Raw genomic sequence first — 23,252 nt, forward strand, 5'->3', positions numbered from 1 at the left:
GTTCTGTATTGTATGCTGTTTAGGGAAACGAGACATGAAAGGAAATGAATGAGTATCTCAAGGCATTCCAGGCTATTACCCAGTTTAGCGATCGATTGTTGGCAGACGAATATCAATCCGTGGAGATTAAACAGTCAGCTACCCAACTCAGTTTAGATGTGGAACCTTGTATTGACGAAATTAAGCAATCTGCCATCCGACTCAAGGGGTTACTTCAGGTATGTTTCAAAGATGTATCTCAGGCTGAGGATGTCTGGAATAGCAAGCCGAGAATTGCTGGAGCATCTCCTGTTGATGTCTGGGAGCAAATTGGCGAACTAAGCGGATGCGATGTGAGAATTCGCAGTTTAGGAAAACAGGGCAAATATGATGCTGTTGCTAAAGTTCGCCAATCTTGGAGCGACAAGGCGACCAAATTAAAAAATCAGTGGTTTTTGTGGGATAAAAACCCTCAAGTCTTTCAAAGAGATACTATTGGTTTTTTTGAAAAAGATAATTTGCACAAAGAGTTGCGGAATGCAGTTGATGCCCAAGCCGAGCGAGTGATTTTAATTATGGAGAATGAACTGAGTTTAATTTTTCAAGAATTACAATCTATTGATATAGAAAAAATTGAGCTTTGTATTGAATGCTTCGACCTAAACAGTCAGTCTAAATTTAGAGAGCGACTACAATCAATAGGCGGGGAGATTGTATCGAAGTTTACGGAACCACTGAAATATTTGCCTGATTCTTATATGAAAACTTTTAAAGAAACGCTGAAAGAACCTGTAGAAACTCTGGTTCATAAAAGCAAGGTGGGAATCAGTTTGGTCGATTTTGAAGAGTCCTGTAAAGTGATTGGCTTAATCCTGGATAATGTAATTATAGCAATTTTTGATGAGCGCATTAAACTGGCAATTCAAACAGTTGAAAAAGCGATTAAATTCTACAATAATTTTTTAGAGAAGCAGGCGCGGTATCAGCAAGAGACAGCCCAACAGCGATCGGCAGAAAAAAATTGGATCGAATGCCAGCGGCAGCAACTCAGGGAAGTTCAGCAGTATATTGATGCAGTCATTAGTCATTAGTCATTAGTCATTAGTCATTAGTCATTAGTCATTAGTTATTAGTCATTAGTCATTAGTCATTAGTCATTAGTCACTAGTCACTGGTTATTGGTTATTGGTTAGTAGTTATTGGTTATTGTTTATTGGTTATTAGAACGAACAACTAACAATTAACAAATAACCACTGACCACTAAAAACAGTCAACACTCAACAGTCAACACTCAACAGTCAACACTCAACAGTCAACACTCAACAGTCAACACTCAACAGTCAACAGTCAACAGTCAACAGTCAACAGTCAACAGTCAACAGTCAACAGTCAACTGATTATTGATATTGACCGCTGATTTCGTAAACGATCGCGCCCAAAGACGCTAAGCTAGCTAAAATTAGCATTCCGGCGGGCATGAATTTTTGAGTTTTAACAAGGCGCACAATAAAGACTATTACTAAAACAGCGGAGATGGCTGCTGCTAATGTTAAACCCCAACTTTGTCCCATAAGCTGGGCGGTGCCGGCAAAAATTAGCAGCGAACCGCTAATCAAGCCCGAAATGAGCGAGGCTTGGCTTTTGGCCTTGATATAACCCATGATGCCGCCAACCAGTGTTAAAATGCCGTAGCCGATCGCGGCTGCTGTACCTAAATTCATTTTTAATCCTCCCGATTTCACTGTTTGCATCTAAATTTATACAGCGCGGCCTGCAATGAGTGTCACGAATTGTTAGAAAATTTATTAAACCCAGTCAGGATATGTAACTGTTATACAATTGCCATTATGTCAGCCCTAACTTCTGGTGCGATCGCCCAAATCCGTTACCTCCAGCGCCTCGCAGCATCCCTGCTGCTGTATCAATCGGTTCTCAAAAGCCCCGCCGGTCAAGCCTTTCTCGATTTGCTGCAAGCCCTCCACCACAGCGAAGTCAGCGGTTTGGAATGTCAGGTAGCTTACGGGAACTGGTTCAAACTTCAGGCTGCTAAAAATTTAAGCTGGAAAGATTCTCTGATTTGGGAAATTCTCAAAGACGAAAACCCCTTTTCACGCCGAGCACAGCAAACAGATTTTGCAAGTTTGCCCCCCGCGTTGGTGGAGGCCGCCCGACATGATTTAGAAGTGCTGCAAAATATTTACGAATGCAGCAGCGAACAGTTGAGCAAGTGGGTGCGGGTAGCGGGTCAACTTGACGCAGTGCCTCCGATTTGGCATTCAGAAACTCGAGCAGAACAGGGAGATTTGCCACTGCACGGAAAACTGGAAAAATGGTCGAGCGCGGCGGAATCTTTGGCAGTTTATTACCGACAGTTTGGCACGGGTTTGTTTGCTGAATATCGCGCTTTTGCGTGGCGGGGAGGGCAGTTGGCGAGTATTTCGCATCCCGATCGCATAACTTTGAAAGAGTTGGTTTGCTGCGACTGGCAGCGGGATGCTCTTGTGAAAAATACGGAGTTTTTACTGGCAGGTTATCCGGCTTTGCACGTTTTGCTGTACGGAAGCCGCGGTTCGGGCAAGTCTTCTTTGGTTAAGTCGCTGTTAAATGAATTTAGCGATCGCAATCTGCGCTTGATTGAAGTATCTAAATCGGATTTGCAAGATTTGCCGCTAATTGTCGAGCAGTTGCGGGGAGTTCCTCAAAAGTTTATTATTTTTGTGGATGACCTTTCCTTTGAGGAAGATGACGATGCTTTTAAAGCTCTGAAAGTTGTTTTGGAAGGAAATGTCACTGCTCGCTCTCAAAATGTGGTAGTTTACGCAACATCTAACCGCAGGCATTTAATTCGAGAGTTTTTTGACGACAGGCCTCGCCCCCGCGACGGGGATGAAGTTCACGCTTGGGATACTGTGCAGGAAAAACTTTCATTTAGCGATCGATTTGGCTTGACTTTAACTTTTGAACCTGCAGATCAAAACACTTATTTAACAATTGTCCGACATCTGGCAGAACTTGCTGACATCAAACTCGCTGCTGAGGATTTGGAACACCGCGCTAAAGAATGGGCAACTCGTCGCAATGGGCGATCGGGCAGGACTGCGCGGCAGTTTGTTGATTTCCTGAAAGCAGAGTTAGCCCTTTTTGACAAGTAGATGGTCTGCGCTGGGAGGGCGGGTTTTAACTGAGATGTTACATCCTTCTCAATAAGTTTTTTATGAACAGGCAAGATGCCTGTTCCACAATAAAATTCACTCTTTGTGGAACAGGCATCTTGCCTGTTGCTTACAAGGGTGCAAGATGCCTGTTTTAGCCGATATATGGGAAGGCAATTCAGGATCTGAATAAACCCGCCATTGCAGCGCCGAAGGGCGAAATAAAAATTCTTAATTTTTTCATAATTTTCTTGATAATAAATAACTAACCAAATTTGATATAATTATCAAAATCTCCCAAGAAACCTCCAGAGCCAGAACCCATCCTGACTCCATAAATCCACCACTAAATAATGAGGAAAATATCATGGGTTTATTTGATAAAGTATCGCAGACTCGCCAAGAAACGGAAGTAACGTTAGGGCCTGCCGAATCATTTGCGGCGATCGCACTAATTGCGGTAGCAGCCGACGGTTACATCAATGACAGCGAAAGTAAAGCGATTAGCATGACGCTATCTCGGATGCAACTGTTCCGCAGCTATCCCGATGACGTGATGAGAAAAATGCTCGATCGCCTGCTGATGATTCTGCAACGGCAAGGAGTTGAGGTACTGTTTAATGCTGCTTTGGCAACGCTTCCCGACGAACTTAAAGAAACAGTTTTTGCTGTGACAACTGATATCGCTTTAGCAGATGGCGAGGTTTCAGAAGAAGAAGAACAACTTTTGAACGATCTTTACAGTGCATTGGGGCTTTCGGAAGATATTGCACTCAAGATTATAGATGTGATGTTGATTAAGAACAAAGGTTAAGAAAGAAGGGAAAGGAGTGAGGAGGGCGAGTTTTACAATATAAAAAATTAGCACTTACTTAGCTGATAACTTCTCCCAAAGTGCGGGTTTACCGATATGATGGTTAGTAAAATTGCGATCCCATTTGCGATCGCCCGTTACTACCTCAAATGCCTTTCACTTACCTCCGTACTGTTCACTTTCAAGATACCGATGCTGCTGGAGTCGTTTACTTTGCTAACGTTTTGGCGATGTGCCACGAAGCTTACGAGGCATCTCTAGCAGCATCTGGAATTAATCTCAAAGCATTTTTCAGCAATCCCGAGGTTGCCTTTCCCATAATTCATGCTAGTGTAGATTTTTATCGCCCAATGTTTGCGGGCGATCGGCTGATAATTCAATTGACGCCCAAACAACTTACTGGCGATGAATTTGAAATTGCCTATCAAGTATTTTCTGAGGAAGTTGCAGGAAGAAGCGCTGCTAAAGCTCTGACTAAGCACGTCTGCATCGATGCACTTAACCGAACTAGAAAACAGCTATCTGAAGACTTGATGCAGTGGATGAGGAAATTTGAGATTGAAATTTCCGATTAGTTCTATCTTTAAATAATAACAGGGAATGACTGTCAAATTTCTGTTTGGTTGATAATTATTTCTGAATAGTTGATATTATGTCAAATCGCAATTATGCCATTGTGGGCACGGGAGCTTTAGGCGGATTCTACGGTGCTAGACTGCAACAAGCAGGTTTAGAAGTCAATTTTTTGCTACGCAGCGATTACGATTACGTCAAAAAACACGGTTTGATTGTCGAGTCTCCCGAAGGCGACTTCACCCTGCCCCACGTCCGCGCCTACCACGACGCGCACAAAATGCCTCAGTGCGACGTAGTAATTCTAGCGCTGAAAACAACTCAAAATCACTTGTTGCCCAAAATTTTGCCTCCTTTATTAAAGGATAACGGCGCGGTTTTAGTATTGCAAAACGGATTGAATACAGAACCGGAAGTAGCTAAAATTGTCGGTGCAGAACGAGTGGTTGGCGGGCTGTGTTTTCTCTGTTCTTATAAAGTTGGGCCCGGTCACATCTGCCACCTAGATTACGGCACTATCACGCTGGGAGAATATTCCCAAGAGTACAAAGCAATCGGTATTACTAATAAATTGCACCAAATTGCTGCGGACTTTAAACGTGCTCATATTCCCATAAAAATGAGCGATGATTTGCTATTGTCAAGGTGGAAAAAGCTGGTTTGGAATATTCCTTATAACGGGCTGTCTGTAGTTTTGGATGCGAGAACTGACGAACTGATGGCTAATCCTGATACTCTGATTTTAGTTGAGGAAATCATGGGGGAAGTGGTAGCGGGAGCCAAAAGTTGCGATCGCATTATTCCCGATGACTTTATCCCACATATGCTCGAATACACTGAGAAAATGAAGCCTTACCGCACGAGCATGAAAATCGATTATGATGAATCGCGGCCCCTGGAAGTTGAGGCGATTTTTGGTAATCCGATACGGGTGGCGCAGCAAGCAGGTATTAAGTTGCGGCAAATAGAGGTACTTTACCGAATGTTGAAGTTTGTGGATTTTCAAAGACAAGAAGCGGAGAGGACGAGAAGGCTATTAGGTTTGTCCTAATTGGCAATTGGCAATTGGGCGGGGCGGGTTTGTGAGATTTCTCGCTGGTGTTGTAGATATTGGTGAACCCGCCCTTACAGGAATTACTGTCAAATCCGGTTAATTCTATCGATTTACCGGCGATGACACATCGCAATTTCTTGCAATTGTTCTCGATTGACTTTGCCTTGAGAATTGCGCGGCAATTGTTCGACGATTACCCAATATTTCGGCCGCTTAAACTTGCTCAACTTATCTTCTATTGCCGCTTGCAGATTTTTGACAGTAACTTCGGAATTAGCGGGAACGTAGATAGCCGTAACGACTTGACCCCAATCTTTGTCTGGCAAGCCAATTACAGCAATATCCGCCACTAAATTAGTCGATCGCACAACGGCTTCGACTTCCGCCGGAAAGACATTTTCTCCGCCTGTGATAATTTTGTCGCTGCTGCGTCCGACGATATTTAAGTAGTTATTTTTATCAAAAAATCCCAAATCGTCTAATTGGAAATATTCGCGATCGCCAAATTGTTCAGGATAATAACCCAACGCCAAAGATTTAGCATTTACCACAATATTTCCGATTTGATTCTCGCACAAAATATCGCCCTTGGCACTGCGAATAGTTATTTTAGCGTGCGGTAAGATTTTACCGGAACTGTTATTGCCAGCGAGAAAATCTTGGGGTTTTAGTGTAGCAATTTGCGAGGCAGTTTCGGTCATGCCATAACTGGGCGCTAATTTGATGTGATAGTTTCTAGCTGTTTCTAAAAGTTCCGGCCAAGCGGGAGCACCGCCCAAAAGTACAGCACGAAACCGTCCCAGCCAATTAGCTGTATCTGGGTTTTGCAGCAGCCGTTGCAGTTGAGTTGGAACTAAAGAAATGAAAAATTCTTCTGGCTCAATCTGACATATTTTACCATTTTCTAATTCTTTAAATGGCTGAATAGCCAGTTTTCCTCCGGTAGTAAAGGAACGCATGAATTGCATTAAACCGCTGACGTGGTATAATGGCAAAACGCAGAACGAGTTGATTTTGTCAACTTGAAAATATTGTTTAAAGCCTTGCACTGATGCGGTTAGTGTTTCCCAAGTGTGGATGGCAAAACGAATTTTTCCCGACGAACCGCCGGTGGGAATCATAATCGTATCAGTACCGTTTTTAGTCGGCGAATGGAATTCGCGGCTATACAAACGAAGTCCGCCTTCGCGGACTGGGATATGGGGATTTTTGGGAAGCGGGCATTGTCCCCAAATTAAGTCTGGTTGAACTAAATCAAAGACTTGTTGCCATTCTTGTTTTACCCAGTTGGGATTGCAGAGAAAAATCGGGCATTTGGCGGCGCGGGCGGCGGTGAAACTGGCCAGGAATTGCACTGGTTCTGGTTCGGCGAGGCAAATTTTTGGGGGTGTTTTTTGTGCGGGATTTTGGGTGATTTCTTGAAATAACCGATCGACAATTCGGGCAAATTCGCGACTGTCACAACCGATCAGCCAATTATCGGCCAAGCCAGACGCGATATCCAGGATATTTACTGTTAGATTTGTTGCCATAGATGCTTTCACCAAGTTTCTCGATTCAAAACAATTACCTAACCGCTTGATTTAGTCGTGGGAGTAATCTAAAATCTAAAATCTAAAATCTAAAATCGAATGATTGTCATCGAACCAGCAATCTGTGCCGAAGCCGAGTGCTCTATTATTTAAAGACAATTCTGTTGCTAAGTTTAAGGCTGCTTGTCTGCCGATTTCGGTTTCAAATACTGATGATAAAACAGCGTCTATATTGTGAGTTTGACAAAATTTTCGCAGTTGGGATGGGGAACCAGCAATCGCAGGTTTAATGACGAAAATTCCCCGCCAGCCTTGGCTGTAGCACTCTTGGATACGATCGAGGTTGGCTGCAGATTCATCAAGGGCGAGATCAGTTGCATAAATAGCATTCAATGCTACCATTTCCTGAAACTGTGTTACTGGCAGCGGCTGTTCCAAAAATTCAATGCTTGCGGAAAAGTCACTTGCTTTTACCTCGTCGCAAGCTTCCAGCCATGTTTTAGCCTCCGAGTAAGTGAGTCCCCCGTTGGCATCTAACCGCAAAAATGCTTTTTCGCGATCGCACAAATTGTGCATTGCTTGGATTAGCTGCTGAAAAATCTTTAATTCTTGTTCAATTGCAGCAACACCAATTTTCCATTTAAACGTCCGATATCCCTCTAACCAAAGCACTTGCACAGCCTGCAAAGCTGTTTCTCCTGCAGGCAATAAACCGCTGAACCGATTTTTTTCTTCCTCATTCCCAACCTCTCTCCATTGGTGACTGCTTAAGACTGAACCCGCAATCAATCTCGATTTTAGGCGAAGTCTAGATCCCCCTAAATCCCCCTTAATAAGGGGGACTTTGAGAATATTTCTTGTCCCCCCCTTAGTAGGGGCGGTGCCCCCGTGCCCGCCCTTAGTTAGGGGGGATCTAGAGTTTGATAGTGCCGACTCAAAGCCAAATTGACAAGCCGGCAATTCAGCGGAAATAGCAAAAATCATTTCTGATGAAATATTACCTGACAACAGGTGACAAAAATCTAAAGCTTGCTCAAAACTTTCGGAACCAAACCAACTCAAAGGGGCAATTTCTCCCCAACCAATTCGACCATTTTCGTCAGTAAGTCGCAGGATAATTCCTGATCGAATATCCCAAATGCCGTGACTTGTTTGCAAAGGACGCTTAAATTTTCGCTGATAAGTGCGAAACTCGAATTGATAAAGCATTAGTTTTTTAGTTAATCATAAAATTCTCTCACAACTGATCCAAAGTTATCAATATTTTCAAAATGGATATTATGACCAGCTTTTGGTACAATTTCCAGAAGGGCGGCTGGACACAAGCTGGCAATTTCGGTATTTATACTTGTAAATTTATCATCATAAGCTCCCGCTAGCAAGAGGATGGGAATTTGATTTTGTGCGAGTTTTTCCCAGAGAGATGGCTGGTTGCCGGTTCCCATGTTGCGGAGTGATTTGGCTAACTCTAAGGGATTGTTTGCTAAGCGGGTTTCTATGAGTTTGTCGAAGTGGGGAGAGTTTTTTAAAGATTTGAATAAAGGGCGATCGTACCAGTTGAATAAAAAATCTTTAAGGTTGCTATTTTCCAGCTTTTGTGCTATCTGTAAATCGGCTTCGCGGCGGTGCGATCGCTCTTTTTCTGTCTTCAATCCTGGCGAAGCTGACTCTAACACTACTTTCTCGAATCTTTCTGGAAAATGTAATGTCATGTAAAGTGCCAATCGCCCGCCCATTGAATACCCCAATAACAAACATTTGTCTATTTGTAGATTATCTAATAAGTGTATCAATGCTTGGGCTGTATTTGATATATTGTAGCAACTTTCGTCGCCGTTGACTTGGGTTTTTCCGTGGCCGGGAAGGTCAACTGCTAAGCAGCAATAACTGTTAGAAAGTAAGGGAATGACCCTGCTAAAGTCTTGACTGCTGCCCGTGAATCCATGCAAAAATAAAAGTGTCGGCTGATTCTTGTTGCCAGTTAAGGAGTAGTTAAACTTATAATTATTAAATAGGTCCATATACACTTATACGATTCAATGTGAGGTACGGATTGCTAAATTAAAGAAGATTTTGAGAAGTCACCCAACTCGGCCAACTCTCCCAACTCCCTCAGCTTAGCAAACCATACCTCAATTTTACCGAAATTTTTGATTAGCCACTCTACAAAACAAACCCCAATGCCAGCAGCAATCCGCTCGAAAAATGCAGCGTAACTGCGATAAACTTAGAGTTGCTGACCTTTGCCGGTTGGTCGTGATAGTCTGTGACATGGCGGCAAAGGTCGATCGCAAATGGCAAACTTCCAAAAATCAACAGCGTCCAAATTGGGAACATTCCCAAAGCCACAAATAGCACAGTCAAAGCATAAATGCTACCGCATAACCACTGCAACAACTGAGCACCTTTTTTCGTACCGAGTCGCACAATCGGCGATTTTTTCCCCGCAGCCAAATCGTCCTCAACTTGATGAAAGTGAGAACAAAATAAGATGATACTCGTTGTAATTCCCACGATTGCAGAACCCACAAAATTAGTTGCAGACCAAGTTTGAGTTTGACTGTAATAAGCCGCGGCCAAAGCTAGTGGCCCGAAGGTGAAAAAGCAAATAATTTCTCCCAAACCCTGATAGCCAAGACGAAACGGAGGCCCTTGATAAGTGTAGCCGAGAGCACAGCACAAAACTACTAGCAAAATTACTGTTGGGTCTTTTTGCCACCAGCTTATGGCGCAGATTCCTGACACTCCGACTGCTAAAAACAGGTTTGCCAGCCCGAAAATTAAAGCTTTATTTCCGGTTAAGTTAACTAGAGAATGTGCCTTGTTTTTATCGATGCCTGTTTCTGAGTCAAATACATCATTGCTGAGATTCAGCCATGCTATAATCAAAATGGCTGACATTAAAAATGTCGAAAAAATTGACGAATTAATCGTTTGAGTTTCGGCAAAAGCAACTGCTGTTCCTACTGAAATAGGAATCACCGCAACGCTGTACATGGGCGGCTTGATTGCCGCCAGCCACAATTTACTATTTGGACGTTCAATTAACTTTGTTGTCATTACACAAACTTGATTCAATTGATAGCAGCGTAGTAATTTTACAATTTTATTGGTGAAGAAACTCTACTCTGTATCGGGTTGAGTGCGCGGCGGACATCCACACAGAGGCTGTGGCGGTACTCAAACAGCGCAAGTAGCCCGTGTGTAAACCTCTGCGGGGGGCGATCGACTTTTGGGAAATTTAGCCGATCGATCTTAAAGTTTTGTGTCTAAATGTTTCGATTGATCGCCCGACGGTCGGTTTTTTTCCCCAACAGAGCCCAAACAGGGAGGGAAACTCAAAAGGTCGTGTTTTGCGATCGCCCTCCCGTGCTTAGATCGAAATAGGGGTTTTAGCCGGACAAACCCACACTCTATCTGACAAATCTGCTATTCTCGCTTTCATGACAGTAATACCGCACCGCGCTAATCTCTTGCAAGACCGCAATCAACTGCATCAGTTTCTGTTAAATTGCCAGCAGTCTTTAACTGAAAAAGATCGCACAAAAATAGTTAGTATTTCTCAGGAAATTTACCCCCTCGATCCGCTAGCTGTACTGCAAGAGATTTCCGAACCTTGTCAGCGGCACTTTTACTTTGAAAAAAGAGACCCGATTGCCGGCAAAAGTTTTGCAATTGCCGCCCTTGATTCGGCAATCCATCTCACCGTAGCAGGAAGCGATCGATTTGTGGCAGCTCAAAACTTTATTCGTTCAACAGTTGCCAATACAATTACCATTGGTGCGGAACGCTTGCCATTTAGCGGGCCTCACTTTTTTTGTAGCTTTGCTTTTTTTGATGAGAACATTGCTGCTAATTCTTACTTTCCGCCCGCCACCATATTTTTACCAAAATGGCAAATTACCAGACAGAAAGATAGCTGCATTCTCGTCGCAAATGCAATCATAGAAAAAGATCGAAACGTTAAAAACATTGCTGAAAATATTTGGCAAACCTTTGATAAAATTGAATCTCGCAAATACCATAAACTAACTACTGCGATCGACAGTTCGATATCTTTGAAACAAATCCCCGTCAATGATGCCAGTCAATTTAAAACATCAGTCAAGTCTGCTTTAGAATTGATCGCATCTAAATATTTTAGTAAAATTGTTTTATCCCAAGCAATCAATGTGATTTCTCAAACCCCTTTCAGTTTAATAGATTCATTAAACAACTTGCGCCTCAGCTATCCAGATTGCTATGTATTTTCAACCAGTAACGGCAAAGGACAAAATTTTATCGGTGCCAGTCCAGAACGCTTAATTAGCATTCACAACAATCAGTTATTAACAGATGCTTTAGCAGGTTCAGCACCGAGGGGAAAAACTGAGGCAGGAGATACGAAATTAGCCCAGGGATTGCTAGAAAGCGAGAAAGATATTCGAGAACATCAGGTTGTGATTGACTTTATTGTCGATCGCCTGTCTAAACTCGGCATAACTCCCAATTTTTCCCCAGTTCCCAGACTGCTGCAACTATCAAACATTCAGCATTTGTGGACACCCATTACAGCTCAAATTCCCGCCGATATTCATTTATTAAAGATTTTAGCTCAACTGCATCCAACCCCAGCGGTAGCGGGCGTGCCGAGAGATATTGCCCTAGAACAAATTCGCCGCTGCGAAAGCTGCGATCGCTCTTTGTACGCAGCACCCCTCGGCTGGATCGATCGCACCGGCAACGGCGAATTTGCCGTGGGCATTCGATCGGCATTAATCGATGGCGATCGGGCTATACTCTATGCTGGTGCTGGTATTGTGGCGGGTTCCGAACCCGAAAAAGAACTAGCAGAAATTCAGCTCAAATTACAACCACTTTTAAACGCTTTGGTTTAGCAATATATTATAAAAATGATTGATTTTCGCAATACCAACACTCTCTGGTCTTCAATATTAGCAGAGACATTGCAACGACTGGGATTAACTACCGCCGTCATTTGTCCCGGTTCGCGATCGGCACCGCTAACAATAGCTTTTGCCCTGAACAACAAAATAGAAACTATTCCCATACTCGACGAACGTTCAGCCAGCTTTTTTGCATTAGGAATTGCCAAAAAATCCTCTTTGCCAACAGCACTAATTTGCACATCGGGAACCGCCGCAGCCAACTTTTATCCTGCGATAATAGAAGCGAGAGAAAGTCGAATTCCACTGCTAATATTCACCGCCGATCGACCTCCAGAATTGCGCGACTGTCACGCCGGACAAGCGATCGACCAAGTGAAAATATACGGCAATTATCCCAACTGGCAAGCTGAATTAGCGATACCTTCTGCGTCCAGAGGAATGCTAGACTATCTGCGGCAGACGATCGTGTATGCTTGGGAGCGATCGCAATTTCCAACACCAGGCCCCGTCCACCTCAACATCCCCTTTCGCGACCCACTTGTACCCGTTCCAGACATAGCTGTAGAAGTTTTAGAAACACAATTCAATCCCGAAGATTTCTTTGCAGGATTAGAACCAATTTTTGCAGGAGAAAGCTCTACCCCCCCCAGCCCCCCCTTGTTAAGGGGGGGAGAAGAAAGTAGAATGCAACAATGGCAAAAGTGCAGCAAAGGGATTATTATTGCAGGCGTTGCACAGCCCCAATTTGCCGAAAAATACTGTAGTGCGATCGCCCAAATTTCCAAATCCTTAAACTGGCCAGTTTTAGCTGAAGGACTATCTCCAGCTAGAAACTACGCCCAACTAAACCCCCATCTAATTTATACCTACGATTTAATCCTGCGAAACCGCGAACTAGCGGATAAATTAACCCCAGAAATCGCCATTCAAATCGGAGACTTACCCACAAGCAAAGAACTGCGAAACTGGCTAGACAAAACCCAACCAAAACGCTACATAATCGACCCCAGCCACCACAACTTCGATCCGCTACATGGCAAAACAATTCACCTGCGAACCTCCGTAGAAAATCTCGCAACTATATTAACTCTTGTCCCCCCCCTTATTAAGGGGGGGTTAGGGGGGGATCTAGCCCCTGCTGCCACTAATATCTCCCCTCAAGTCCCCCCCCTTAATAAGGGGGGGTTAGGGGGGGATCGAGCCCTTGCTACCACGAATATCCCCCCTCAAATCCCCCCCCTTAACAAGGGGGAATCAACTCAAATCCCCCCCCTTAACAAGGGGGAATCAACTCAAATCCCCCCCCTTAACAAGGGCGAGTCAACTCAAGTCCCCCCCCTTAACAAGGGGGGGTTAGGGGGGGTTCAAACCTCTCCCTCAAACGAATACCTCCAACTTTGGCGCAACACCGAAATCCAAGTCAGACAAACAATAGACCAAAAAATATCAGCAATTAACACCATAATCGAACCCAAAGTTTCCTGGCTGCTTTCCCAGATTTTGCCACCTGGAACACCGATATTTATTGCCAACAGTATGCCCGTCAGAGATGTAGAGTTTTTCTGGAAGCCGAACAACTTAGAAATCAAACCCTTTTTCAATCGCGGCGCTAACGGTATAGACGGCACATTATCAACAGCTTTGGGAGTTGCTCACCGCAATCAAAGCAGCATCATGCTAACAGGCGATTTAGCACTTTTGCACGATACAAACGGTTTTTTAATTAAGAATAAATTTGTCGGTCATCTGACAATCATATTAATTAATAACAACGGTGGCGGGATTTTTGAAATGTTGCCAGTTGCCAAATTTGACCCGCCCTTTGAAGAGTTTTTTGCCACGCCGCAGCAGATAAATTTTGCTCAGTTGTGTGCAACTTACGGCGTGGAACACGAGATAATAGACGATTGGGAACAGTTCAAACAAAAATTAAGTTGTTTGCCAAATAGCGGGATTCGCGTCTTAGAATTGCAAACAGACAGGCGATCGGATGCTAAATGGCGGCAAGATAATTTAGGTAAATTTGCTCAAGGTTCCTAGTAAGGACTTTTGTCAATAAGCCTTTCGCGGGCGGGCTCTTCGGCCCAACCCCTACTCCCCACAAGCAGAAAATTCACTCTTTGTGGAACAGGCATCTTGCCTGTTCCGGGAAATGCTGCAATATCTCAGTTTAAACTGCTGGTTGAGCTAGCAGCGGATCTAACTGTCCTTCTGCATCGAGTTTGTGAATGTCATCGCAGCCGCCTACGTGTTGGTTATTAATGAAAATTTGGGGCACGCTGCGGCGTCCGTTAGCGCGATCGGACATTGCCTTCCTAGCCACTTCGTCGCCATCAATTTTGTATTCCGTGAAATTTACGCCTTTCCACCACAGCAAAGTTTTGGCGCGGATGCAGTAAGGACAGGTTTGCCAAGTATAGATTTCCACATTGGCTTTGATGCGATCGGGCTTGCGGCCCAAGATGGGATTGAGAAAATCAAGCATTTTCAGTAGGGGGCTAAGGGTGGAACTCATTTAGACATCATACCCAATGTATAAATTCCGCTGGTATGGGCGCATCTGCCAGAGGTGGGTTTTAAGCTGTCGGGCGATCGCCCTGTGACCCAAGTCACAACTTTACTCTACTCGGATCACTTGCTTTCACCCCTGACAATCACCTTCGCGGCCTCATTAATATCACCGATCTTTTGAGGAAACCAGAAGATGATAAATATATCGAATTCAACCGCACTGCCATGCACCCCGTACAACTCCTCCCCGGCGCTATCTCTGAAATCCTCGCTTCTGTAACCGATACAGGCGTTTTGACTCTGGCGGATCGCTACGGTTTGATGGCCGCCACCTTCGACGACTCTCTGAATGACGAAGACAGAGGCTGTGTCAACCGCTTGCTGCGGGCGGTGCTCCGAGGCCGAGTGAAAGTAGTCAACGAACTTTCAGCAGCATTCTAATCGGGATTTGAAGTTTTGTTCTGAAGGCAGGGTGAGTCAGCGGTAGATGAAAATAGTGGAAACTCAGGCAGGAGTGGAAACAGCGGTAATTTGAATTCGATTTAAAAGTTTTCTCCTCTAACTCAACAACGGTTTTTTTGTCAAAGCAGCCTTTACCGGCTGCTTTTTTTTGATCTAATCGCGGATTTCGAGGTTGTACTGGCGGCAGAGGGCGATCAGTTTTTGTTGGAAGCGATCGCGCACTGACTCTGGGGCAACAATCGCGCAATCTTCCCAGTAAGGAGCGATTTCGCGAAAAAACCAGAAGGTATTTGAGATATTCCGAATCACTCGCTTGATAGGCGGATCGCCTTCTGGTTCACTGACTTCCTCATCTTCCTGCTTGCGTCTGTAGTTAAAGGCAAGTCTGCCGGATAAATGAAATTCTACGGGAATCCGCGCTAAATTTGGCAGCCAAGGTCGATCAACCGACATCACCGCAGCATCTTCAATGCGATCGAGCAGCAGCGTCCAGTTGTGTTCGAGTCCTGGTACGTCTTGATTACCTTCCGATTCTTCGCAGCGACACATTAAATACTGTCGCTTTTCTATGGGGACAATGCGAGCGTGCAAGATGGTGTAATGCCAAAGGCGATCGGTTGCATCCCGGTAAGACAGGCGGAAGGGTTGCTGTCTGTGAATAAAATTGTCGATTTTTTGCCGCCAAGTAGGTAAGGGGTTGCTCAAAAACTGATCGATTTCAGCCCGGAAAGGGAGAGTCAGTTCGCTGCGATCGCTCAACAATTGGGCAATAGCCAGCGCTTCATCAGTTTTGCCCAAGTCAAGCAATTGCTGTCGGGCGATGTCTAGGGCTTTGATGCGGGTTTGGGGCCAGTCGTGGTTGGGGGCGATCGTCAGTTGGCGGCGGGCGATGGCTTCTATCAGTTTCGATATGTTCGGGCGATCGCCCCACGTCTTCCCGAATTCTTGGGCCAAGGCTTCCAACTGGGATTTATCTCGTTCAGAAACCGATAGGGTGATCGATTGACCTTTGCGACTCATAAATATACGGACACTTTATCTTGGTACAGGGTTGATTATCTCTATTGTCGGTGTCAATATGGGGAATATCCACTTTCTACGGACACACTTTCAGCATATGTCCGACTACCAAATTACCCTCAAATCCGTTTATTCCTGTCCCGCTGCGGAGATTCCCCAGGAAGTCAAATTACCGGAAGGTTGGACACTTTCTTGGCATCAACTCGAAACTTTAAAGGCAATTCGCGATCCGAATATTGATGTCATTATCAATACCGCGATGACCGGCGACGGTAAAAGCTTGGCGGCTTATCTAGAAACACTTCTCCAAGGAATACTCCAAGGGTATTACAATGTCATTGGACTGTACCCAACAAATGAACTAGCTCGCGACCAAGAAATCCAAATTAAGCAATACATTGAGTTGTTTAAACTCGTTGATGAATTGCGAGTTTCGAGACTGAGTGGCCCGGAGTTAGAAATTTACGCCGAAAGTGAAAACATCAAAAAGTGGGAAGCGATCGCCACTCGCACTCAGCAATCTGAAATAATTCTTACTAATCCTGACATTTTTCACTACCTCCACCGCCACGCTTATTTAACTCCCAAAGATAGTCCGAATAAGCTGTGGAGTCCGATCGATACTAGATTCGAGTTATTCATTGTTGATGAATTTCACGTTTGCACGGCTCCGCAAACTGCCAGCATTATCAACACGATGCTGTTGATTAAGCACACCAACCGCCGCAAAAAGTATCTATTTCTGTCAGCAACACCAGACGAACAATTAATTCACCTTTTACAGAAAGCTGGTTTTCAACCGAAGATCTTTGATCCGCTGACAGAGAACAAATATCGGTTTCCAGATACAGCAAGCCAAAAAATTGAATTACAAGCAGAGGGATGGCGGCAAGTATCGCGAGCAATTTCTTTAACTTTCATTTCTCTGGAACCTACCTATCAAGCTACCGAAACTTGGCTTTGGGAAAATCGCAATTTAATCGAAGATTATTTTCGGCAGCATCCGGGTAGTAAAGGAGCGATTATTCTCAATTCAATTGCAGCCGTCAAGCGTCTAACTCCCAGATTTAAGGAATTCTTGCATACTCTCAGAGTTGAGGAAAACACCAGTTTGACGGGGAAAGGGGATAAAGAGCGATCGCTCGAAGCAGACTTAGTTTTGGGAACTAGCACCATTGATGTCGGCGTTGACTTCAAAATAAATTTCTTAATTTTTGAATCTGCCGATGCAGGCAGTTTCATTCAGCGGTTGGGACGGCTGGGACGCCATGAGAGTCACGAAAAAGATGGTAAAAAGATAGCATTTAATCAGTTTACAGCTTATGCTCTCACACCTAACTTTTTAGTAGCAAGACTATTTGAAGACAAGGATGCACCGCTAGTAGCAGATGGTATTTACGATCGTCCTAAATTCCACGCTCAAATCCGCGATAACTACCGCAAAATCAATGATTTCCGAGGCTATTACAAACGGTGGGCAGGGGTGCAGTCAGTTTTGCTCAGCAGCAGCCAAGGATTAGCCCACCCAACCATCAAACGGGAATTTGCAGAAAGTCATAAAGCATTTAAGAAAGATTGCGAACAAGTCTTTGACACCAGTTTGGGAAGGGTGAGAGGTTGCGTCAAGAAATGGACAATAGAATGGCAGGAGTTATCGAAACAAAAAACAGGAAATCCCATTGCCGAAGATGCTTGCACTTTTCGAGGTTCTAGTTCTCTTCAGTGTGGTTTGTACGACCTCACCGAGCGAAACGAAGCAGACCGATTTAAGACCTACGATTTGCCGGGAATTTTGAGCAATTTGGAAATTGAACCTATGACAGAAGCCGCTTATATGCGACTGCTGCAAGAGACAGCGGAACGCACAGGTCAACCCATCCCTAAAGGACGATTTGAACGCTGTTTAGCCTTTATGAAATTGCAAACTTATCGAGAGGAGCGAATCAATTGGAAATTTATCTATCCCGGAGATTTGGGCGAAGTTGCAGATACTTGGAAAGTTCAAGTTTTGTTGGCTATTCAGGTTTTGCAGCCGGGAAATCGCTGGATTAATGAAATTAACAAGCGGCTTAAATTGCGTGGTTTGGTGAGTTACGTCATCCGCTATCCGGTTCAGGAAGCTAAAAAACGGCTGCAATTGCCCATGCACTTTCAAATTTATCCAATTGACGAGTCTGGTAGGCACGAACCCGGAGCACCTTACTCGGTGGCCTTCGGTCAATCGGCCCTGCTTTTGGATACTCTCGCTTATCGGATCAAGAGTAAAGGGGGTGAAACGTGGATTTGTTGAAAGCTCAAGCCCTGATAGGGATTTGGCATCGTGCCGAAACCGATGCTGGGAAAGGAGGCAACCACCACTAGGAAATGGGTGAAGTTTCAATCCCTGATAGGTATTTATACTCTTGAGCAGAGTCAAGAAGTATTACTTTCCCAGGTGGAGTATAGCAGAAAGTGTAGAAGATAGTTTGATATGGTCTTCACTCATTTAATAGGGTGTAGTAGAATGACAGATGTTGCCCTACGACAGAGAGATGTCCCTATGTCCTCCCAGAAGATCGACCCCGACCAACTGCACCATTTGCTTTGCGGTCTAACACAAGACCTGAGCGAATTCCTGCGCCTATTTACTTCAATCTTACACAAATGTCAAAAACTTGTAACAATTCTTTACGAGCAGCAAAGTCAGATTCAGTGTTCTGAGGCTGAAAACATTTATCTCACAAGGATTAACAGCGATATGACAGACAAAATTTCTGAATTGGAATGTCAAGTAAATCCTTTTTCTCAGGATGGAGATGCTATTTGCAATTCAAGATTTATTGAATAACATCCTGTCGATACTAACCAAGGACTAAATTGCCATGAAAAATCAAGCATTGATAGATTTAGAAATACTTACTTCCCAACTTCCGAATAAAATTCCTTACCTCAAAATGTTAGTTTTGTTTGGCTCTAGAGCAACAGGCCAAACTCATGCTAAAAGTGACTGGGATTTTGCCACACTCTATGATGAAGACAAACGGAAAGCTTGCATTGGAGAGCGTGCTTTTGCTTGGTTTGAGGTTCCTCAAAAACTCGGTGAATTTTTTGAAATCAACAGTGATGAAATTGATGTTGTTGAGTTAAACAGATGCTCCTCACTTATTGCTCATTTTGTCGCTCGTGATGGCAAGGTTTTGTATGAAAGTGAACCCGGAGAATTTGAAAAATTCAAACAAAAGGCTTTGATGAGCGATTCAAAACTGAAGCAAACAGAGTGGGAGCTTCGGAATAAAATTGAGTTGTTTTTGAAGAAATGGGATGTAGTATGAGTATTGAGCCTACAGTTGTTTTAAGCAGATTGGAGTTTATTGGTAATTATCTTCTAGAATCAAGGCGGTTTCGAGGAATGAGTTTAGAAAATTACTTGAGTAGTTTTGACCATAAAACAATTTCGGAGCGAATTATGGAATTAATTGCTCAAGCTGCGATCGATATCAACGAGCATATCCTAACTCGCGACAAAAATATTCAGCCTCTCTCCAATAAAGACTCTTTTGTCAAGGCTGGACAATATGGGATTATCACCCCTGAACTTGCGACAGATTTAGCACTGTCAGCAGGACTCCGTAATATTTTAGCTCACAGATATTTGGAGATAAATTATGTAGAGCTATTCAATGGTATTCAAGCAGCATTAAATCAATATCCGATCTATATCCAACAAATCACTGAATATCTTAATTCTAGGAGGAAGTAGAAAATGGCCAAGAAGAATAAACCAACCGAGTCAGAATTTATACAACTATCACTTTTTGACGCACCACAGAATTTGAATGTTGAACAGTTTGATGATTTGGAAGAGGATGATTTGGAAGAAGAAGACGATGATGATGATTTGGGGTTGGGTTTTGAAAGTACCGATCGCGATATTGAACCGCCCCGACAGGAGTTAATTACCGTCAAGCTTTTGCGATCGGCAATCTTGGCTCAAAATCCCAATGACCCCATCATGGCTGATTTTGCCGAGTATGTTCTGCCCAATCTGCTGCGAGTGGCGATCGGCGTTACTGCTAAAGGCGGTAAATGGATCGAAGCACAAGAACAGGAACTCGCAGCAAAAGGCATAGTGATGAACAGGAGAAGTGCCTCCGATCAATCCCTCAATACTCATTTACTTAATGGACTGTTCCCTGCTAATTTAATCGAACAGCGCCTAGAAAAGTTGAACACAACCGTTAAGCGGGTGATTCGCGAACCAGAAAGACGGTTACTCGTTGCTGCTTTCATTCTCCACGACTTCGAGAAATTTGATTATGACAGATTTCCCCAGATGCCACAGAAATACAAAGATTTTCAGAAAAACAAGGAACATAAAATCCGTGAATTTTCAATCCCGGAACATAGAGAAATTATTGATGTCATCATTCACGACATCAATCTCCATCGCTTAATAAATCCCAACGATCCAGAAGCCTATCGCGAGTATATTGATGATTTACTCTGCATTGCCGATAACGCTCAAACGCGATGGAATACCAACTGGAATTTTTCCAGACACAGTGGACTTCAGCCTCAACTGGAAGGAGATAAACTGGTTGAATTGGCTAGATTAGCTTGTCTAGCTGACCGTTTGGCATCGATTGTGAAACATCCTCAAGACGCTCTCAAACCGGGTTTGAATAATCTGATTGGTCAAGTCAGTGACAGACAACTGAAACTCTCCTATCACAGCATTGCTGAAAATCGAGGTGTCCTCACTAATATTGTCAATAATGCCGTGATGGATGCCCATACTGAACTAAATTCAGAAGATATTCATTACTATGAGCCACTGCTTTATTTACCAACAGGCATCATTTATTTGACGCGGTGCAATGCACCTTCTGTTAAAGTTGATGGTATACCAGATCGAGTTGTTAATCAAATCAAATCCCTCTGTGCCAAAGAACTAGAAGACAGACAAACAGGTTTTAGTCGAGATGGTAAAGGCATGAAATATGCCGATTACTACAATTTATTTTTCGACATCCCTGATTTGATGAAAGTCGCACTTAAAGCAACGTTGAGGATTCTGAAGGATGGAAAAAAACCTGTTTCAAAAGACCGTAGCGACAATCTGATAAAATTTCAAAAACAGGAAATATTATCAGTTGATTATGACTTCCGATTTACCGATGATATTCGGATCGATCAACTTGCTGAATTTGGAGATTCAGTAAGCCGAAAAATTTGGGGAGATTGCGTTGCAAAAATGGAAGGGGAACGCAAGAAGCGCGAAGCAGAACGTAAGAAAGATCCAGAATTACCCAAACTACCAATAATTGATTTGACTCCAGAAAAGTTAATTAATCAAGTTGCAGAGTTCTGGAATCTTTCAGAACACCTACCAACTATCCGAGAAATTCAGCGAATTAATGAAAGCATCAAGGAACACAAACTCAAAGGTAGTACGGGCGGTGTTCCTTACGAATGGTACTATTTGGCAGCCAAATATATAGAACATCACTCTAGCATTGAGGATGTGCGTCCAGTTGGCGAGGAGTTAATTGCACATATTACAACTTTAATTCAGCCAATTTTATCTCAATACAATATCCCCGATGGTTGGGACGATTTGCGACTGTGGGTGACGCGAGTTGTGATGTTACAAACACCAGAATCAGAGCCAATCTCAGGTCAGATTTTCTTAGATGAGTTAGATCGTTATCAAGCTGCGAAAAAAACTGGACGCGGAAAAAAATTAATTTGTTCGATTTCTCATTCGGCTTATACCGTTACCGAACAAATGGAATCAGCCGTTTTATTCACACCGCAAGTTTATACTAACAAGCAAATGCTGGGAGGCTCTAATGCTAAACGCAATATTTCCAGTATTGCTGGGATCGAAATGATGCTGCGACAGATTTTAATGAGTCAAACTCAGGAAATTGGGGCACGTTTTGAGGATGCGAAATACCGCTATCTCTACTTTTATCCCACTTATTACTGCACTCCTGAAACTAACGCATTTTTGCATCAGGCTTACGATAATATTTTCCAAACTCGCTTCGATACGGGAGTTCGCAATCACTTTATTAGCAAGGAACTTCAGGCTAATTTTGAATTGAGCCGCTATCAAAGTGTAGATGTCTTTCATTTGGATGAAAGAGCGGAAGGTAAAAAGGACAAGGCATTCAAGCTTACTTATCCCGAAAATCAACCGCTGACCTTTTATTTTATGGCTTTGCCTCCTGAAAAGAAAGGGAAAGATAAAAAAATAACTGATACAGAATCTTGGATTATGCCAGCTTGGTTGGCATTTGCATTTCCCATGATTCTGGATGTCAAAACTGTGGTTTCGGAGTCGCCAATCCCGCCATTTAATGACGGTGCTGAGTTTGAGGAAAGCGTATTTTTAGACAGTGCACCGCCAGCTTTTCGGGTTTTGACGAAGCGCGATCGCTTTCGTCTCGACTATATCTTAGAAGGATGGGAGGAAAACGGCAAAAAATACCCTGCACCTTTAAATGCTTTGACTGCTGCTTATGCAATTCATTTAGATGTGAATGCTAAGCAGGGAAAATCTGGATACGATGCCAATTGGGGCAAACTGAGCGAACTCGCAAAAGATTTTGAAACTAGCCCGCTTTATGTTTTTGCTTACTTAAATAATTGGGTTCGTAAGCAAAAACTCGATGCACCAAGTTTGAGTAAAATTAAGCTTTATGCTCACTCATTTTACCCTTGTTTTGACCACTACGTTACCTATAAACCTGAATGGAAGGACTTAATTGTGGAAGCAGCATCACCCTTGAATCATCCGAAAAAACTTACCGAACTTTATCGCAAGTTCTACCGGGCTAAATCGACTCCCGGAAAACCGACCAAATCAAATGCAATTCTCAAGCCAATTGATGAAGCTGCAGATGTAATTCTCAAAGCATATAAGGAGGGAGGATTTAATTTAGTCCAAACTGTAGCTGCTAAAATCTTTAAACTGATGGAGCGAGTGCATAACTCTACCGCGGAGGGACGTTGGGTGATTGCTAAACGGGATGAGGAACGCGAGGCAATTATGGACTTTGCGAATTACTTTGTTATTGAAGTGTTTGAAAAGTCTTTTGCAGGCGATCGCGCTCGTTTAGCTGGTCGTCAACTCAACCTCATTCGAGATACTTGCGAGTTCCTTTATCGCCTGGAAAGCGATAAGGAAAATCGTGCAAGTAAAAAGCTAGCAAGTGATAAGGATTTTGAAGATAATGATGCTAAAAATGATGAGTAACTAGCTAGCTTTGCAACTCACC

At 43.5% G+C, this 23,252-nt stretch carries 20 protein-coding genes; 13 read left to right on the forward strand and 7 right to left on the reverse strand.

The features are described from left to right. The first annotated feature begins 44 nt into the window (after positions 1–44). Complete coding sequence (locus tag QUB11_RS04115) at positions 45–1,070, forward strand: hypothetical protein (protein ID WP_333389877.1); 1,026 nt, start codon at positions 45–47, stop codon at positions 1,068–1,070. Positions 1,071–1,377: 307 nt separating this feature from the next. Here QUB11_RS04115 and QUB11_RS04120 read toward each other — a convergent pair whose 3' ends face one another. Continuing rightward, positions 1,378–1,701, reverse strand: coding sequence for a TMEM14 family protein (locus QUB11_RS04120; protein ID WP_190735279.1), 324 nt, complete (start codon positions 1,699–1,701; stop codon positions 1,378–1,380). 126 nt (positions 1,702–1,827) lie between these two features. Between QUB11_RS04120 and QUB11_RS04125 the strand changes: the two genes are divergently transcribed. From QUB11_RS04125 to QUB11_RS04140, 4 genes are all read left to right on the forward strand, one after another. Beyond that, positions 1,828–3,132, forward strand: coding sequence for an ATP-binding protein (locus QUB11_RS04125; RefSeq protein ID WP_333389878.1), 1,305 nt, complete (start codon positions 1,828–1,830; stop codon positions 3,130–3,132). Positions 3,133–3,499: 367 nt separating this feature from the next. Then, positions 3,500–3,946, forward strand: a complete 447-nt coding sequence (locus QUB11_RS04130) for a tellurite resistance TerB family protein (RefSeq protein WP_333103984.1) — start codon at positions 3,500–3,502, stop codon at positions 3,944–3,946. A gap of 149 nt (positions 3,947–4,095) precedes the next feature. Then, the gene (locus tag QUB11_RS04135) at positions 4,096–4,521 is read left to right on the forward strand and encodes a thioesterase family protein (protein WP_333389879.1); all 426 of its coding nucleotides are present in this window, start codon (positions 4,096–4,098) and stop codon (positions 4,519–4,521) included. 77 nt (positions 4,522–4,598) lie between these two features. Then, on the forward strand, positions 4,599–5,570 hold the full coding sequence (locus QUB11_RS04140) for a putative 2-dehydropantoate 2-reductase (protein ID WP_333201012.1): 972 nt from the start codon (positions 4,599–4,601) through the stop codon (positions 5,568–5,570). Positions 5,571–5,683: 113 nt separating this feature from the next. On the opposite strand, the gene QUB11_RS04145 is transcribed toward QUB11_RS04140, so the two are convergent. From QUB11_RS04145 to menA, 4 genes are all read right to left on the reverse strand, one after another. After that, positions 5,684–7,105: a 2-succinylbenzoate--CoA ligase gene (locus QUB11_RS04145; protein ID WP_333201010.1), complete on the reverse strand. Its 1,422-nt coding sequence runs from the start codon at positions 7,103–7,105 to the stop codon at positions 5,684–5,686. Positions 7,106–7,180: 75 nt separating this feature from the next. Beyond that, the gene (locus QUB11_RS04150) at positions 7,181–8,314 is read right to left on the reverse strand and encodes an o-succinylbenzoate synthase (protein WP_333201008.1); all 1,134 of its coding nucleotides are present in this window, start codon (positions 8,312–8,314) and stop codon (positions 7,181–7,183) included. Positions 8,315–8,325: 11 nt separating this feature from the next. After that, positions 8,326–9,126, reverse strand: coding sequence for a 2-succinyl-6-hydroxy-2,4-cyclohexadiene-1-carboxylate synthase (gene menH, locus QUB11_RS04155; RefSeq protein ID WP_333201006.1), 801 nt, complete (start codon positions 9,124–9,126; stop codon positions 8,326–8,328). Positions 9,127–9,268: 142 nt separating this feature from the next. Further along, the gene (gene menA, locus QUB11_RS04160; RefSeq protein WP_333201003.1) at positions 9,269–10,165 is read right to left on the reverse strand and encodes a 2-carboxy-1,4-naphthoquinone phytyltransferase; all 897 of its coding nucleotides are present in this window, start codon (positions 10,163–10,165) and stop codon (positions 9,269–9,271) included. 383 nt (positions 10,166–10,548) lie between these two features. Here menA and QUB11_RS04165 point away from each other — a divergent pair, with 383 nt between their 5' ends. Together QUB11_RS04165 and menD are read left to right on the forward strand one after the other, a co-directional pair. Beyond that, the gene (locus QUB11_RS04165) at positions 10,549–11,982 is read left to right on the forward strand and encodes an isochorismate synthase (protein WP_333201001.1); all 1,434 of its coding nucleotides are present in this window, start codon (positions 10,549–10,551) and stop codon (positions 11,980–11,982) included. A 15-nt stretch (positions 11,983–11,997) separates the two neighbouring features. Then, positions 11,998–14,034, forward strand: a complete 2,037-nt coding sequence (menD, locus tag QUB11_RS04170) for a 2-succinyl-5-enolpyruvyl-6-hydroxy-3-cyclohexene-1-carboxylic-acid synthase (protein ID WP_333200999.1) — start codon at positions 11,998–12,000, stop codon at positions 14,032–14,034. Positions 14,035–14,164: 130 nt separating this feature from the next. Here menD and grxC read toward each other — a convergent pair whose 3' ends face one another. After that, entirely contained in the window at positions 14,165–14,479 is a 315-nt protein-coding gene (grxC, locus tag QUB11_RS04175; protein ID WP_333200997.1) for a glutaredoxin 3, read from the reverse strand. A 251-nt stretch (positions 14,480–14,730) separates the two neighbouring features. On the opposite strand from grxC, the gene QUB11_RS04180 reads away from it, so the two are divergent. Next, positions 14,731–14,946: a hypothetical protein gene (locus QUB11_RS04180; protein WP_190731630.1), complete on the forward strand. Its 216-nt coding sequence runs from the start codon at positions 14,731–14,733 to the stop codon at positions 14,944–14,946. Between the two features lie 174 nt (positions 14,947–15,120). Here QUB11_RS04180 and QUB11_RS04185 read toward each other — a convergent pair whose 3' ends face one another. Next, complete coding sequence (locus QUB11_RS04185) at positions 15,121–15,987, reverse strand: WYL domain-containing protein (protein ID WP_333200995.1); 867 nt, start codon at positions 15,985–15,987, stop codon at positions 15,121–15,123. Between the two features lie 97 nt (positions 15,988–16,084). Here QUB11_RS04185 and cas3 point away from each other — a divergent pair, with 97 nt between their 5' ends. The 5 genes from cas3 to cas10d all read left to right on the forward strand — a co-directional run bounded on the left by cas3 (position 16,085) and on the right by cas10d (position 23,230). Beyond that, positions 16,085–18,277 (forward strand): type I-D CRISPR-associated helicase Cas3', encoded by a 2,193-nt coding sequence (gene cas3, locus QUB11_RS04190; protein ID WP_333200994.1) that lies wholly within the window; start codon positions 16,085–16,087, stop codon positions 18,275–18,277. A gap of 249 nt (positions 18,278–18,526) precedes the next feature. Then, the gene (locus QUB11_RS04195) at positions 18,527–18,814 is read left to right on the forward strand and encodes a hypothetical protein (protein ID WP_333200992.1); all 288 of its coding nucleotides are present in this window, start codon (positions 18,527–18,529) and stop codon (positions 18,812–18,814) included. A 34-nt stretch (positions 18,815–18,848) separates the two neighbouring features. Continuing rightward, positions 18,849–19,298: a type VII toxin-antitoxin system MntA family adenylyltransferase antitoxin gene (gene mntA / locus QUB11_RS04200; RefSeq protein ID WP_333200990.1), complete on the forward strand. Its 450-nt coding sequence runs from the start codon at positions 18,849–18,851 to the stop codon at positions 19,296–19,298. After that, the gene (gene hepT, locus QUB11_RS04205) at positions 19,295–19,726 is read left to right on the forward strand and encodes a type VII toxin-antitoxin system HepT family RNase toxin (RefSeq protein ID WP_333389880.1); all 432 of its coding nucleotides are present in this window, start codon (positions 19,295–19,297) and stop codon (positions 19,724–19,726) included. Before mntA ends, hepT begins: the two co-directional genes overlap by 4 nt. A 3-nt stretch (positions 19,727–19,729) precedes the next feature. Further along, positions 19,730–23,230: a type I-D CRISPR-associated protein Cas10d/Csc3 gene (gene cas10d, locus QUB11_RS04210; protein WP_333200986.1), complete on the forward strand. Its 3,501-nt coding sequence runs from the start codon at positions 19,730–19,732 to the stop codon at positions 23,228–23,230. Positions 23,231–23,252: the final 22 nt, after the last annotated feature.

This window comes from Microcoleus sp. B6-A1, from assembly GCF_036705085.1.
Lineage (GTDB): Bacteria > Cyanobacteriota > Cyanobacteriia > Cyanobacteriales > Microcoleaceae > Microcoleus.

What these genes read in the sequence shown, in the direction of transcription:
- QUB11_RS04115 (WP_333389877.1), top strand. Translation starts at nt 45, where the DNA reads ATGAATGAGTATCTCAAGGCATTCCAGGCTATTACCCAGTTTAGCGAT.
- QUB11_RS04120 (WP_190735279.1), bottom strand. Translation starts at nt 1,701, where the DNA reads ATGAATTTAGGTACAGCAGCCGCGATCGGCTACGGCATTTTAACACTG.
- QUB11_RS04125 (WP_333389878.1), top strand. Translation starts at nt 1,828, where the DNA reads ATGTCAGCCCTAACTTCTGGTGCGATCGCCCAAATCCGTTACCTCCAG.
- QUB11_RS04130 (WP_333103984.1), top strand. Translation starts at nt 3,500, where the DNA reads ATGGGTTTATTTGATAAAGTATCGCAGACTCGCCAAGAAACGGAAGTA.
- QUB11_RS04135 (WP_333389879.1), top strand. Translation starts at nt 4,096, where the DNA reads ATGCCTTTCACTTACCTCCGTACTGTTCACTTTCAAGATACCGATGCT.
- QUB11_RS04140 (WP_333201012.1), top strand. Translation starts at nt 4,599, where the DNA reads ATGTCAAATCGCAATTATGCCATTGTGGGCACGGGAGCTTTAGGCGGA.
- QUB11_RS04145 (WP_333201010.1), bottom strand. Translation starts at nt 7,105, where the DNA reads ATGGCAACAAATCTAACAGTAAATATCCTGGATATCGCGTCTGGCTTG.
- QUB11_RS04150 (WP_333201008.1), bottom strand. Translation starts at nt 8,314, where the DNA reads ATGCTTTATCAATTCGAGTTTCGCACTTATCAGCGAAAATTTAAGCGT.
- menH (WP_333201006.1), bottom strand. Translation starts at nt 9,126, where the DNA reads ATGGACCTATTTAATAATTATAAGTTTAACTACTCCTTAACTGGCAAC.
- menA (WP_333201003.1), bottom strand. Translation starts at nt 10,165, where the DNA reads ATGACAACAAAGTTAATTGAACGTCCAAATAGTAAATTGTGGCTGGCG.
- QUB11_RS04165 (WP_333201001.1), top strand. Translation starts at nt 10,549, where the DNA reads ATGACAGTAATACCGCACCGCGCTAATCTCTTGCAAGACCGCAATCAA.
- menD (WP_333200999.1), top strand. Translation starts at nt 11,998, where the DNA reads ATGATTGATTTTCGCAATACCAACACTCTCTGGTCTTCAATATTAGCA.
- grxC (WP_333200997.1), bottom strand. Translation starts at nt 14,479, where the DNA reads ATGCTTGATTTTCTCAATCCCATCTTGGGCCGCAAGCCCGATCGCATC.
- QUB11_RS04180 (WP_190731630.1), top strand. Translation starts at nt 14,731, where the DNA reads ATGCACCCCGTACAACTCCTCCCCGGCGCTATCTCTGAAATCCTCGCT.
- QUB11_RS04185 (WP_333200995.1), bottom strand. Translation starts at nt 15,987, where the DNA reads ATGAGTCGCAAAGGTCAATCGATCACCCTATCGGTTTCTGAACGAGAT.
- cas3 (WP_333200994.1), top strand. Translation starts at nt 16,085, where the DNA reads ATGTCCGACTACCAAATTACCCTCAAATCCGTTTATTCCTGTCCCGCT.
- QUB11_RS04195 (WP_333200992.1), top strand. Translation starts at nt 18,527, where the DNA reads ATGTCCTCCCAGAAGATCGACCCCGACCAACTGCACCATTTGCTTTGC.
- mntA (WP_333200990.1), top strand. Translation starts at nt 18,849, where the DNA reads ATGAAAAATCAAGCATTGATAGATTTAGAAATACTTACTTCCCAACTT.
- hepT (WP_333389880.1), top strand. Translation starts at nt 19,295, where the DNA reads ATGAGTATTGAGCCTACAGTTGTTTTAAGCAGATTGGAGTTTATTGGT.
- cas10d (WP_333200986.1), top strand. Translation starts at nt 19,730, where the DNA reads ATGGCCAAGAAGAATAAACCAACCGAGTCAGAATTTATACAACTATCA.